Annotated in this window: 17 protein-coding genes; all 17 read left to right on the plus strand. The window is 56.4% G+C overall.

Annotation, left to right across the window (positions count from 1 at the left end; genetic code table 11):
- Window positions 1-1734, plus strand: coding sequence for a proline--tRNA ligase (locus tag WMO23_RS00100; protein ID WP_292108033.1), 1734 nt, complete (start codon window positions 1-3; stop codon window positions 1732-1734).
- 114 nt (window positions 1735-1848) lie between these two features.
- Window positions 1849-2334 carry a MarR family winged helix-turn-helix transcriptional regulator gene (locus WMO23_RS00105; protein ID WP_020309731.1) on the plus strand — a complete coding sequence of 162 codons (486 nt, stop codon included), beginning with the start codon at window positions 1849-1851 and terminating at the stop codon, window positions 2332-2334.
- 101 nt (window positions 2335-2435) lie between these two features.
- Window positions 2436-3158, plus strand: coding sequence for a hypothetical protein (locus WMO23_RS00110; RefSeq protein ID WP_020724023.1), 723 nt, complete (start codon window positions 2436-2438; stop codon window positions 3156-3158).
- A gap of 41 nt (window positions 3159-3199) precedes the next feature.
- Window positions 3200-4225 (plus strand): nucleoside triphosphate pyrophosphohydrolase, encoded by a 1026-nt coding sequence (mazG, locus tag WMO23_RS00115; protein ID WP_020309729.1) that lies wholly within the window; start codon window positions 3200-3202, stop codon window positions 4223-4225.
- Between the two features lie 40 nt (window positions 4226-4265).
- The gene (locus WMO23_RS00120; protein WP_044504084.1) at window positions 4266-4544 is read left to right on the plus strand and encodes an HU family DNA-binding protein; all 279 of its coding nucleotides are present in this window, start codon (window positions 4266-4268) and stop codon (window positions 4542-4544) included.
- A gap of 114 nt (window positions 4545-4658) precedes the next feature.
- Complete coding sequence (locus WMO23_RS00125; RefSeq protein ID WP_292108035.1) at window positions 4659-5804, plus strand: MGDG synthase family glycosyltransferase; 1146 nt, start codon at window positions 4659-4661, stop codon at window positions 5802-5804.
- 68 nt (window positions 5805-5872) lie between these two features.
- Complete coding sequence (locus WMO23_RS00130) at window positions 5873-6661, plus strand: sulfite exporter TauE/SafE family protein (protein WP_020311575.1); 789 nt, start codon at window positions 5873-5875, stop codon at window positions 6659-6661.
- Window positions 6662-6671: 10 nt separating this feature from the next.
- Window positions 6672-7409 carry an SDR family NAD(P)-dependent oxidoreductase gene (locus WMO23_RS00135; RefSeq protein WP_020311574.1) on the plus strand — a complete coding sequence of 246 codons (738 nt, stop codon included), beginning with the start codon at window positions 6672-6674 and terminating at the stop codon, window positions 7407-7409.
- Window positions 7410-7466: 57 nt separating this feature from the next.
- A complete protein-coding gene (locus tag WMO23_RS00140; RefSeq protein WP_020724167.1) occupies window positions 7467-8393 on the plus strand; it encodes a hypothetical protein in 927 nt (308 codons plus the stop codon).
- A gap of 11 nt (window positions 8394-8404) precedes the next feature.
- Complete coding sequence (locus WMO23_RS00145) at window positions 8405-8749, plus strand: YkvA family protein (protein WP_020311571.1); 345 nt, start codon at window positions 8405-8407, stop codon at window positions 8747-8749.
- Between the two features lie 261 nt (window positions 8750-9010).
- A complete protein-coding gene (locus WMO23_RS00150; protein ID WP_020311570.1) occupies window positions 9011-9460 on the plus strand; it encodes an acyl-CoA thioesterase in 450 nt (149 codons plus the stop codon).
- Window positions 9450-10253 carry a glutamate racemase gene (murI, locus tag WMO23_RS00155; protein WP_020311569.1) on the plus strand — a complete coding sequence of 268 codons (804 nt, stop codon included), beginning with the start codon at window positions 9450-9452 and terminating at the stop codon, window positions 10251-10253. Before WMO23_RS00150 ends, murI begins: the two co-directional genes overlap by 11 nt.
- A 37-nt stretch (window positions 10254-10290) precedes the next feature.
- Window positions 10291-10833 carry a hypothetical protein gene (locus WMO23_RS00160; RefSeq protein WP_020311568.1) on the plus strand — a complete coding sequence of 181 codons (543 nt, stop codon included), beginning with the start codon at window positions 10291-10293 and terminating at the stop codon, window positions 10831-10833.
- Window positions 10834-10847: 14 nt separating this feature from the next.
- Window positions 10848-11510: a coenzyme F420-0:L-glutamate ligase gene (locus WMO23_RS00165; protein ID WP_020311567.1), complete on the plus strand. Its 663-nt coding sequence runs from the start codon at window positions 10848-10850 to the stop codon at window positions 11508-11510.
- 12 nt (window positions 11511-11522) lie between these two features.
- Window positions 11523-12113 carry an XTP/dITP diphosphatase gene (locus tag WMO23_RS00170; RefSeq protein WP_349172990.1) on the plus strand — a complete coding sequence of 197 codons (591 nt, stop codon included), beginning with the start codon at window positions 11523-11525 and terminating at the stop codon, window positions 12111-12113.
- On the plus strand, window positions 12110-12607 hold the full coding sequence (locus WMO23_RS00175) for a metallophosphoesterase family protein (RefSeq protein WP_020311565.1): 498 nt from the start codon (window positions 12110-12112) through the stop codon (window positions 12605-12607). Before WMO23_RS00170 ends, WMO23_RS00175 begins: the two co-directional genes overlap by 4 nt.
- Window positions 12608-12634: 27 nt before the next feature.
- Window positions 12635-13399 carry an adenosylmethionine decarboxylase gene (gene speD, locus WMO23_RS00180; protein WP_020311564.1) on the plus strand — a complete coding sequence of 255 codons (765 nt, stop codon included), beginning with the start codon at window positions 12635-12637 and terminating at the stop codon, window positions 13397-13399.
- Window positions 13400-13403: the final 4 nt, after the last annotated feature.

Below are 13403 nucleotides of genomic sequence, written 5' to 3' on the forward strand. Positions count from 1 at the left end.
ATGTTAGCATCGAAATTGTATAGTCCGACGCTGCGGGAAATCCCGGCAGACGCCGAAATCGCCAGCCATCAGTATATGTTGAAAGCCGGGATGATCCGCAAGAACGGCGGCGGCTTGTATTCTTTCCTGCCTTTAGGCCGCCGGGTCGAACTCAAGATCGAAGCCATCGTCCGCGAAGAAATGAACAACATCGGCGCCCAGGAAATCATGATGCCCATTATGCAGCCGGCTGAAATCTGGCATGAATCGGGCCGCTGGAATGCCTATGGCCCGGAAATGTTCAAACTCGAAGACCGCCATGGCAATCATTTCTGCCTCGGGCCGACACACGAAGAATTGATTACGACCCTGGTCCGCAATGAACTGCGCTCGTACAAGCAGATGCCCGTCACGCTGTGGCAGATGCAGAATAAATACCGCGACGAAATCCGCCCGCGTTTCGGCCTCATGCGCAGCCGTGAGTTCGTCATGAAAGATGCTTATTCCTTCGACGTCGACGAAGAAGGCCTGCACAAGAGCTATCAGGATGAATACGATGCCTATACGCGCATCTTCACGCGCTGCGGCCTGAATTTCAAGCCCGTCGAAGCCGACAGCGGCCAGATCGGCGGCAATCACACCCATGAATTCATGGCCCTGGCCCAGGCCGGCGAAGCCGAAATCGTATCGTGCTCGAAGTGCGATTATGCAGCAGATATTGAAAAAGCCGTTCCTCAGGCCATCGAAATGCCGGCAGAAGACGCCAAAGATGTAGAACTCATCGAAACGCCGAACTGCTCGACCATTGAAGACCTGGCCCAGTTCCTCCACATTCCCGTCGAAAAGACGATCAAAGCCGTCGCTTTCACTATCGACGGCGAAAAGACGGTCCTCTGCATGGTCCGCGGCGACCATGAAGTCAATGACGTCGCCGTCCAGAATTTCGTCGGCGGCAATGTCATCGAACCGGCGACGGAAGACGAATTGAAGGCCCACGGCCTCCAGCCGGGCTACATGAGCCCCATGGGTGCCGATAAACCGGATAATGAAACGTTCTTCGTCCTCGTCGATCCGTCGGCCATGAACGTCCCCAATGGCGTAACCGGTGCCAATAAGGCCGGCTATCACTATCAGAACGTCAATCCGTCGCGGGACTTCAAAGACGTGACGGTCACGACCATCCGCAACATGGTCGCCGGCGACAAATGCCCGCACTGCGGTGCACCCATCGAAATCGTCCGCGGCATCGAAGTCGGCCAGGTCTTTGAACTGGGCACGAAGTATTCCGAAGCCCTCCATGCGACCTTCCTTGACCAGAACGGCAAGGCCAAACCCTACGTCATGGGCTGCTACGGCATTGGCGTCACCCGTACTATTGCCGCTGCCATCGAACAGTTCCACGACGAACACGGCATCATGTGGCCTGTCGCCATCGCGCCTTTTGAAGTGGCCATCGTCCCGGTCAGCAGCAAAGATCAGGATCAGGTCCGCATCGCCGGTGACCTCTATCAGGCCCTGCAGGCTGCCAAGGCCGACGTCCTCCTCGACGACCGTAATGAACGGGCTGGCGTCAAGTTCAACGACGCCGACCTCATCGGCTATCCCGTCCGGGTCACGGTCGGCAAGAAGAGCGCTGCCGAAGGCACTGTCGAAATCAAGATCCGCCGGACTGGCGAACAGGAAGTCGTTCCTATCGACCAGGCCGTCGCCCGCGTCCAGGAAATCTTAGCTGACCTGCGTAGCAAGAATATGTAAATCGAACGCATATGTTATAAAAATATTTCCGTAAAACGAGGAAAAATGCTTGTATTTTTCCTCGTTTTATCTTATAATTTTAATTAGCAAGCTAATCAAAAGAGGGGAAGACGTATGAGATTTGAAGCATTCCCGACGCGGGAAAAATTGGAAAAACACGCCCGGATCATTCCGGAAATCGAACCGTCGGCGGTCCTGGCCATGCTGCGCATCTCCCAGGCCGCTGAAATCATCCGCTCGTCCATCAACGACGTCCTGGCCAAGCAATACCACTTGTCCCAGGGGAAACTGCGGGTCATGATCGTCCTGCACCAGAGCCCGGAAGGTATTGCACCGTCACAGCTGGCTGAGAAGACCGGCGTGACCCGGGCGACGATTACGACCATGGTCAAGCGCATGGTCCGCGACGGATTGACGACGGTCGTCATCGATCAGGAAGACAAGCGGGGCAAAAAGGTCAGCCTCACGGCCCAGGGCCGCCAGTTCATGGACCAAGTACTGCCCGGCCATTATCTGCGCATTTCGACGCTCATGAACCGCCTCAGTGAGGACGAACAGGCCGAACTCATCCGCCTGCTGACGAAACTGAGCCAGAAATGATTTTCTCAGCAAATTTTAACCTGAAAAGCACTGCTTTTCAGGTTTTTTTCATTTTTCCCTGCTACACTGGGGGCAAATGGAAAAAGAAAGAAGGTTTGCCCATGTATCCGACTCATCACTTCCGCCAGGACTTCCATTACTTGTCCCTGCGCTCATCTCTGTTGGAAGAAATCTCTCTGCTCTATGGCCTGCCCCTGGGGCAGGCGAAGGGCCAGGCCGGCCGGATCTGCCGCTGCCGCCGTATGGTCCGGGAACTGCTCGCGGCCTGCCGACAGCAGCCGGACCAGCCGGTATATCCCTATCTTCTGGGCGTCCTCCTGGAACGGGTCGGTCAATGGCCGCTGACCAGCCGCCCCCGATGGGCCTATGACCAGGCCGAGGGCTATTACGACCGGGCCCGGCAGCTCCAGCAGCGGCAGCCTCCCGGCACGTATGACCGCCAGCACTATCTGCGCCCGTCTGTGGCCCTGCTGCGCCTGAGCCTGCGCCGCAGACAGGAGGAGCGGTTCTATGATTGGTGGGACCGCTGCGGCGGCCTGCGCCGCTTTCACCGCGATGTACAGGCCCTGTTCCAGGTGCGCTGGCTCATCGTCAAGGAAGACTATGAACGGGCGGCCTTTACCCTCCGGAATCTGCATGGATTGGCCGGCAGGCATAGCGCTTTTTCAGCTGCCCAGGCCCGAATCCTATCAGATATCGTCACGGCGGCCTGTCAGGGGCCGGGGGCGATACTCAAGGGAACCTATGGCCCGTATGTCCGCCAGGCCCTGTGGGACGCCCTTTTTCCTGCCAGGCCGCGACAAATGACGGACTCCGTGTTATAATGACAGGCATAGGCATATTTGCCGGGAAATGAGGAACTGCTATGGAAATCAAGATCATCCCGCTGGGGAGCGACGACAAGCCCCTGGATTCGTATGGCCAGGACGGCCAGTCTTTTGCCGAGACTTATGCGCCCATCGTTGAGCTGCTGCTGCGCGAAAGCCGCCTCCATGCCGTCGTCCATACCGTCCCGGGTGGACCGGCGATGGCCCAGGCCGTGTGCCGTCTCATCGAAGAGGCCCGGAAGCGGCAGGGGGACGGTGCTGAGGCCATGCCCTTCGACGTAACGCCCATCGTCGACGTGACGGCGCGCCTGCGCCGCGAAGACGGCTGCCCCTGGGACCGGGCCCAGACCCATCGGACCTTGCGCCGCTACCTCATCGAAGAGGTCTATGAAATGCTCGATGCCATCGACAGCCACGACGTAGCGGGCATCCGCGAGGAATTGGGGGACATCCTCTATCAGGTCGCCATCCACGCCCGCATCGCCCAGGAAAAAGGCCTTTTTTCGGCTCAAGATGTCGTAAAAGACGTCACAGATAAGATGATTCGGCGCCATCCCTACGTTTTTAGCCAAAAAAGCCTTGAAAACATAGGTACGAGTATGTTAAACTGGGATAGATTAAAGCAAGGCGAACAACGCCAGCAGCATGCTCACCTGCTGGACGGCGTCGTTCCCGGACTGCCGTCGCTCCTGGCTGCAGATAAACTTCAGGAAAAAGCGGCTAAGACCGGTTTCGACTGGCCCGATGTCCAGGGCGTCTGGGATAAGTTCCATGAAGAATGGGAGGAATTCCGTCAGGCCCTTGGCGAAGGAGATTCCGTCCACGCCGAAGAAGAAGCTGGGGATGTCCTGTTTGTCTTTGCAAATTTATGCCGACACTATCATATAGAGCCGGAATGTGCGTTACATCGGGCTAACTGTAAATTCCGACGCCGCTTTGCTCACGTAGAGGACCGGGTCCGCCAGTCGGGCCGGCCGTGGGATGCTTTTTCGCTGGATGAGCTCGACTCGTTCTGGCAGGAGGCCAAACAGATAGAACGGCAGAAGGAAAATACAGACAGTTAGCGTTACGCAGATGTAACGATTTAAAGGAGGACCTAGTATCATGAACAAAACAGAATTAATCGCTGCAGTCGCACAGAAATCCGATTTGACCAAGAAAGACGCTGAAAAAGCTGTAAAAGCTGTATTCGAAGCTATCAGCGACAGCCTCACCCAGGGTGATAAAGTACAGATCATCGGCTTTGGCACTTTTGAAGTCCGTCAGCGTAAAGCCCGTGAAGGCCGCAACCCGCGCAACAACGAACCGATTCAGATCGAAGCATCCAAGACCCCGGCTTTCAAAGCTGGCAAACAGCTCAAAGATTTGGTCAACAACAAATAAGGTACGATTCCGAAGGGCCGCATGAAAAACGGCCCTTTTCTTTTCTTGCAAATTGTCGTACCATAGTAGTATGAGCTACTAGACTAATGCTGTTTATAAAAGAGGGTATCATGCATGACAAAGAAGAAAGTCCTGATCCTGTCCGCATCCATCGGTACGGGGCATACACAGGCAGCACGGGCGATAGAAGAATACGTCAAGACCATTCCCGAAGAATGTGAAGTGGAACACCTGGATTTCCTGTCCAACGACGTCCTGTCTATCGACAACATCGTCAAGGAAACGTACATCAAGATCCTCGATGTCTTTCCCATGCTGTACGATTTGATGTACTATTCGTCACAAGGATATAAGAAGGGACTCGTCGTCAAGACGCTCTTTGCCTGGGGCCTCAAGCGGCGGATGCTCAGGGTATTGGCCGAAAAGAAGCCCGATGTCCTCGTCTTTACCCATCCCTTCCCGGCAGGGGCGGCAGCGCTCCTCAAGCGCCAGCACCGCCTCGATATCCCCCTGGTCGGCGTCATCACCGATTTTGCCATCCATCAGCTCTGGGTCTATCCTCAGATCGATGTCTACTGCGTCGCCGCGTCCCAGCTCAAGGACCTGCTCGTCGAACAGGGCATCGATGCCGGCAAGATCGTCGTCTCCGGGATCCCCGTGCGCAAGGCCTTTGAACAGGAACGCTGGCATTGGGATGCCGCCCATAAGGCGGATAAGAACGTCCTCATCATGGGCGGCGGCCTGGGCATGGGTTCCATCAAACAGTCCCTGACGCTCCTCGACCGCCTCGACGCCGTCGACAGCTTCACTGTCGTCACCGGCTACAATGCCGATCTCTATGACGAACTGTCCAAGATGCGCAGCGAACTGCATCACGACGTCAACATCCTGGGCTATACCAACCGGATTCCCCAGCTCATGTGCCAGGCATCGCTGCTGGTCACCAAACCAGGCGCCCTGACCTGTACCGAAGCGGCCGCCGTCCAGGTACCGATGGTCCTTTATAGTCCCATCCCGGGCCAGGAAGAAGCCAATGCGACGTACATGCAGGCCAAAGGCTGTGCCCGCTGGGTCAAGAAGCAGGAAGACCTCGTTTCCGTCGTAGCGGACCTGTTGACACATCCCGATAAGCTGGCAGCCATGTCCGAAGCCAGCCTCGACTGCCACCGCGACGGTGCGCGGATCATCGGCAAGGAAATCGTCCGCCTTCTGCGGCCCCAGACAGCGGGAACGGCGGCGGACTTGATATATGAACACTGAGAAAAGGGTCTCCTCGGTTTCGCTCTGCGAAGCAAGAGGAGTTTTTTTCCAAAAGGAGTAATTTTTTCATGGAATTCCAACTTTTTCATACGACCCTGTCGGCGTCGCTGCTGCTCTTCATCATGGCCGGCGGCTTCCTGGCCGGTTTCGTCGATTCCATCGCCGGCGGTGGCGGCCTCATCTCGCTGCCCGTCCTTTTGGCAGCCGGCCTGCCGCCGCACCTGGCCATTGGGACTAATAAATTTTCCGCGACCTTTGGCGCCGTCATGAGCGCCTGGCAGTTCTGGCGGGCTGGCAAGGTCGACATGAGCCTCTTGAAGCGGATCCTGCCGGGGACCTTCATCGGCGCCATCCTGGGTTGCCTGGTCATGCTGCACTTGAAGAGCGAATGGCTCCAGCCCATCATCATCATCGCCCTCATCGCGGCAGCGGTCTTCGTCTTCAGCCAGCGTCAGCTCGGCGCTGCCAGCACGTACAGCGGCAATACCCGGAAGAACGTCCTGGCCGCCCTGGTCATGGCCTCGGCCATCGGTTTCTATGACGGCTTCATCGGGCCGGGGACGGGGACTTTCCTCATCGTCGGCTTTGCGGCCTTGGGCTTCGACTTCGTCACGGCTGCCGGCAATGCCAAGATCCTCAACCTCATGAGCAATGTGACGTCCTTCGTCCTCCTCATCTGGTGGGGCCAGATCCTCTACGTCTACGGCATCGCCATGGCCCTGTGCATCTTTGCCGGCGCCTTCTTCGGTTCCCGCCTGGCTATCCGCCGGGGTACGGGCTTCGTCCGCCTGGTCATGCTGGCCGTCACAGTCGTCCTCATCGGCAAATTGGGCTTATCTTATTTTGGTATTATGTAGGAGGGACGCTATGGATACGGTACTCATCAGCGGCGGCACGTCGGGCATCGGCCTGGCGGCAGCGGCGGTCTTACTGGAAAGGGGCTGGAACGTCGCCATCAGCGGCCGCCATCGGGAAAAAGGGGAGGCCGCCCTGGCGGCGTTGTCTGCGCCGGACCGGACCTGGTATATCCAGGGCGACGTGGCCTGCGACGACGACTGCCGCCGGATGGTCGAAGAGACGGTTTCTCACTTCGGCGGCCTCGACGGTTTGGTCACGTCGGCCGGCGTCTATGAACAAGGCCTCTTGGAAAATGTCACGCCTGCCGACATGCAGCGCCTCTTTTCCATCAATGTCTTCGGGACAATCTCGCTCTGCCGCTATGCCCTGCCGCACTTGCGGCGCCGGCCGGGCAGTATCGTCACCGTCAGCAGCGACGCCGGTCTCCAGGGCAACATCGCCTGCGCTCTTTACGGGGCGACGAAAGGCGCCGTCGTGGCCTTCACCCAGTCCCTGGCCCTGGAAGCGGCACCGCACCAGATACGGGTCAACTGCGTCTGTCCCGGTGACGTGGAAACGCCTATGCTGGAGCAGCAGCTCCGGGACCATCCCGATACGACGCGGGATGCCATGAAAGAGCAGTATCCCTTGTACCGACTGGCCCGGCCCGATGAAGTGGCCAAGGCCATCGCCTTTCTCTTGAGCGATGACGCGTCGTTCATTACCGGCGTGGCACTTCCTGTCGATGGGGGTTTGACAAGCTGGTAGAAACATGGGAAAATATAGAGTATAAATTTTAATACGTTAAAGAATGGGGTGTTTGTTATGGCAGAAGAAGTATACAAAGAAGAAGCCAAGACTGTAGAAGAACTGCAGGCAGAAATCGCCGCATTGAAACAGGAACTGGCCGACATGAAGGCCCAGTCCCAGCCGGCCGACGATGCCGCAGCCAGTGTCGTCAAGGCCATGGAAGAGTCGACAGAAGACAAAGACGTGAAAGTCGAAATGTTGTGCCGCTGGGCTGCAGCCCGGGCCGGTGCCATCGTCATTGCGCCGCTCGTCGGGACCGTCGCCCTCATGGCCAACGAAGTCTATCTGGTCAGCCGCATTGCCAAGGTCTATGATGTCAAACTGAGCGAACGGGCCCTCATCGCCTTCCTCGGCGCCGTCGGCAGCCGCGTCGCCGGCAGCCTGCTGACGACGATTATTCCTTTCAGCGCCATCCAGGTACCTGTCGCCGTCGGCATCACTTACAGCCTGGGCCGCGTCACCCAGCGCTGGCTCAAGGACGGCATGCCTACCGACATGGGTCCCTACGTCGACATGATGGGCGAATGGAAGGATAAGGCTCGGGAACAAGTCGACAAACTCAAGGAAAATCCCTTGAAGAACGTCCCCCTCGGCGATGAAACCATCGACTTCATGAAGAAATGGGGCGGCGTCGCCAAGGACCGCTTCCAGGACGTCAAGGAAAAAGGGGAAGAACTCTATCACACCGTCCGCCATCACGACGACCTGGTCGATGAAATCGTAGAAGAAAAGGTCGAAGAAACCAAGGCCGGTGAAGCCGAAAAGGCAGAAGGAACGGCAGAAACTGCCGAAACTGTGGAAACAGCCGAAGCCACGGCTGAAACGACGGCAGCTGCCGAACCGGAAACGGCAGCGGCTGCAGACGGCGATACGGCGTCTGTCAAAGACAAGGTGAAAGCCGCCGTAGAAGATGCCAAAATCCCTTTGGAAGATAAGAAGTAAGGTGAAGGCCCATGTGGAAGGTACTGCGCTTTTTTGCACGTTTTTATACACCTGGCAAATTCGTCACCTTTGTCCACAAGACAGGGAGGAAGATCCACTTTTTGCCGAAGCTCCTGACGATTTTTTACTGTATGCAGGATGAAGACACGCCGAAATTCATCAAATTGGCCCTCATGGGGGCCTTGGGGTATGTCATTCTGCCCTTTGATTTCGTGCCCGATGTCTTTGCCGGCTTCGGCTGGCTCGATGATGCCGCCGTCGTCGCTGCGGCCCTGCGCCTGGCCGGGACTTACGTCAAGCCGGAACACCGTGAAAAAGTACGTCATATGTTCCCGTTCTTCCGCGTCCGCGTGTGAAGGCGGGGAAAGCCGTCTGAAGGGCTTTGCCATCATGCACGGTCCATTTACTTATCGTTTGTAGTAGGGAGTTTGTAGTTTGTAGAAGATGGCTTTAAATTTAAAAATATTTACTAAAAACTACAAACTGCAAACTTAATACTCAAAAAGCGGCTGTCTTTATGGGACAGCCTCTTTTTCCTTTGACAAACATAGTTCCTCATCGTAAAATAGTATGAGTGTGCATGATGTAAGATGCATATAGTTAGGAGTTAAGAACTTATGATTACTGTCGTTGAAAAAGTGCGGTTCTATGAAACCGACATGATGGGCATTGCCCACCATTCCAATCATATCCGCTGGTTCGAGTGCGGCCGCTGTGAATATCTGGCAGCTGCCGGCATCGATTTGTTCGCCCTGCTGGACCGGGGTATTTCCTATCCCATCAAGAGCGTGTCCTGCGAGTACATCAGTCCCATCAACTATGCCGATACCATCGACATCGAGACGCGGCTGGTCAAGCTGAGCCGGGCGCAGATGGTCTTTTCGTACCGCATCGTCAACCACGATGACCACCGCCTGCTGGCGACGGGGACGACGCAGAACGTCTTTGCCCATAAGGACAGCGGCAAAGTCGCCCGCCTCGATGAAGCCGATTATAAGAAATTACAGGCCATGTATGCCGAAGATAAAGCGGCTGCCCAGGCCGGGGGAGGGGTCCATGGAACGTAATCAACAGCCTATCGGCGTCTTTGATTCCGGCGTCGGCGGCCTGACCGTCGTCGCCAAGCTGCGGATGCTGCTGCCTCACGAAAACATCATCTACGTGGGCGATACCAAGCGCAATCCCTATGGGACGCGGACGCCGGAAGAAATCCTGACCTATACGCGGGATATCCTGCGCTTCATGACGGCCCAGGGCGTCAAGCTCGTCGCCATCGGCTGCAACACCGTGACGGCCGTCGCCTATGATACGGTCGTCCAGGAAGTACCGTATCCCCTCATCGGCATGAGCCGGGGCCTGCGGACAGCGCGGGAAATCAGCGCGACCAAGAAGATTGCCGTCTTTGCCACGCCGCTCACGATTGCCAACCACAGCCATCGCAAAGTCGCCGCCGCCATGGACCCGGACATCGAAATCGTCGAGCAGTCCTGCCCGGCCCTGGCCAATCTCATCGAACGGGGCGTCCTCGACGGCCCGGAAATCCGCGAGCCTTTGAAGCGCTATACGGAACCGGTCCTTCATTCCGGTGCCGATACGGGCATCTTCGGCTGTACCCATTTCCCCTTCGTCCAGCCCTTGTTTGAAGAACTCTGCGGTGATTCCATCGCTTTTGTCGACCCGGCTCATGAAATGGCCCTGGAAACATTGGACGTCCTGAAAAAGGATGGCCTCCTCAACAAGCAGCCGGAACCGGGGACTCTCCGCCTGTGCTTTACCGCAGAGAGCGGCCGCGGCTCCCGCCTGGCCCAGCACCTCATCCCGGCCAATGAATTTACAGCTGAAGAAATTTCCCTCACTTAATGGTTATCAAAATATTATATAAAAGGAGTCTTGCGTCGTGTTTTTCTATGTCTTACTCAATGTTGTCATTGCCGTCATCGGCATTGTCGCTGTCTTGTACCTTTTATTCCGCCTCTTTGCTTGGCGGCAGGGCGATGCCCGCTTCGTCATCGAAGCCCGTCGCCGCAAACCGTTTGAACTGAAACAGATGACCCAGGATACGGCTGTCTTTGAAACGGAAGTCCCCCTCCACAACGCCGGCCGTCAGCTCGGTACGATCATGGACTTCTATCCCCGGACCCTGCTGCCCCGCGAACAGTACGACAAGGTCATCGTCCATTCCCAGCTGGCCAATAAAGCGGCTGAACGCGATGACAACTATTGGGAATCGGTCATCTTCAACCCTGGCGACAAGGGCATGATCCGCGTCACTATCGCCCTGGTCAGCAAAGACGGCAATATCCGCGAAGACCTGAAGACCTTCCCTGACATGCCCATCGATTTGGTATACCAGGTCGTTTCCCGCAGCGAATGGTACATCCATAAAGCCCGCATCACCCTGAAGGCTTCGGAAGTACAGCACGCATTGGAACAGAACTAGGAGGTTTTAACGAGATGGCAGAATTAGAATTAGTACCTGTAAAAACGAGAATCCTTACGGATAAAGATGATATTGTCGACGTCATTGAAGAATATGCAAAAGATATCGTCGGCCCGGACGATTTGGTCTGCTCGGCCGAAAGCGTCGTCGCCATTACCCAGCGCCGCTATACCCGTCCGGAAGAACTGACGCCGTCGTGGCAGGCCCGCCTCATGCGCCGCTTCGTCCCGGGCGAAGGCAGTATGGCCAGCCTCTATGGCATGCAGGCTGCGATGAACCTCGAAGGCGAATGGAAGATGATGTTCTGGTTCTTCATCGGCTTCTTGGCCAAGCTCGTCGGCAAGAACGGTGTATGGTATGCCAAATGCCGCCAGGCATCGCTCACGGACGATGTCACCGGCACCATGCCGCCTTTTGATAAATGCATCGTCTACGGCCCGGCCGAACCGGATAAAGTCGCTGAAAAGATCAAACAGCGCATGGGCTGCTACGGCGCCGTCGTCGCTGACGTCAACGACCTCAAGCGCTCGGCTGTCCTCGGCCACAGCAAAGGCCTGAACACGAAGGAAATCGCCAAAATCCTCATCGACAACCCCTTCGGCAATGCTTCTCAGAAGACACCTATCGTCGTTATCAAGAATTACGCCCAGTTCGTCAAGAACCGGAAGAAGGACTAAGGAGACAGGCCTGTGGCAGAAAAAATCGTACTGGCAACGCATAATGCCGGAAAAATCCGGGAGTTCAAGAGCATCTTGGAACCGTTAGGTTATGAAGCAGTTTCCGTCCACGATGTCATGGCCGATATTACTGAACCGGAAGAAACGGGGAAAACCTTCGCCGAAAACGCCCTGCTCAAAGCGACGTATTACATGAAGGCCACCGGCCTGCCCTGCCTGGCCGACGATTCGGGCATTGCCGCTGACGCCCTCGGCGGCCGGCCCGGCGTCTATTCGGCGCGCTATGCCGGCTTGGACTGCGACGATGAAGCCAATAATCAGAAGCTCATTGCCGACTTGGCCGCCTTTCCGCCGGAACAGTGGACGGTCCACTACATCTGTTCCCTCGTCCTCATCTGGCCTGACGGCCGGATCGTGACGGCTGAAGAGAGCTGTGACGGCGTCCTGCGCGACTTCTATGCCGGCGACAATGGTTTCGGCTATGACCCGCTCTTCTACGTGCCTGAAAAGGGAAAGACCATGGCTGAAATGACCATGGAAGAGAAGAACGCCATCAGCCACCGCGGCAAAGCCTTGAAGAAGCTCGTCGAGGCCTTGTCATGAGTACGGTCCGCGTCGGCCTGGTCAGTGACAGCCATGGTCGTTTTGAATGTCTGTCACGCATGGCCGATGACGCGCCTGACGTGGCGGCTTGGATTCACTGCGGCGACTACTGTGATGATGGCGAAGACCTGGCTATTTATACGGGGGTTCCCGTCTATGCCGTATTGGGCAACAATGATTATATGACTCATACCCATGATCCAGAATGCCGCTGCGTCACCGTCGGCGGCGTTCGCATCGTCGCCATCCACGGTTGTCAGTGGTATGGCGAACGGCGTTGGCAGAAGCTGGTCGAACTGGGCCGTCAGAATCAGGCGGACCTCGTCGTCTTTGGCCATACGCACCGCCGTTTCGCCAAAATGGACGGAGAGATGTGGGTTGTCAATCCCGGCAGTATCGGCCTGCCCCGGGATGGCCGGGAGGGGACGTATGCCATCGTGTCCATCGATGACGGCGTCATTACCGACGTGGCCTTTCATCAAATCGAACGGTAATTCCAGCAGAAATGGATGATAAGATTCATGAAAACGAATAAACTCAAGCTTTACGGGTTCAATAACCTGACCAAGACCCTGAGCTTCAACATGTATGATATTTGTTATGCCGTCAGCCCTGAGTCGCGCCGTCAATACATCGAATACATCGATGAACAGTATAATGCGGAAAGGCTGACCCAGATCCTGCGCAACGTGGCGGACATCATCGGCGCCCACGTCCTCAACGTCGCCAGCCAGGATTATGACCCCCAGGGGGCCAGCGTTACCATCCTCATTTCCGAAGAAGAAGTGCACGATGCCGATGTCGTCTGTCACCTCGACAAGAGCCATCTGACTGTCCATACTTATCCCGAAAGCCATCCCCAGAAGGGCATCATGACTTTCCGGGCCGATATCGACGTGTCTACGTGCGGCCGTATTTCGCCGCTCAACGCCTTGAATTATCTCCTGGACAGTTTTGACTCGGACATCGTCACCCTCGATTACCGCGTCCGCGGCTTTACGCGCGATGTGAATGGCAAAAAGCTGTTCATCGACCACCGCATCAATTCCATCCAGAATTACATCGCCCCGGCTACGCGTAACCGCTATGATATGATTGACGTCAATGTCTATCAGGAAAATATCTTCCATACCAAGATGGTCCTGCACGACTTCGACCTGGATAATTATCTCTTCAATATTACCAAGGATGACCTGACGCCGCGCCAGCAGCAGCAGATACGCCGCCAGGTACGCCAGGAAATGCTGGAAATCTACAACGGCCGCAATATGCCGTCCATGCGCTAAGGAG

The sequence above is a fragment of the Megasphaera intestinihominis genome (genome assembly GCF_040096415.1).
In the GTDB taxonomy this organism is placed as follows: domain Bacteria; phylum Bacillota; class Negativicutes; order Veillonellales; family Megasphaeraceae; genus Megasphaera; species Megasphaera intestinihominis.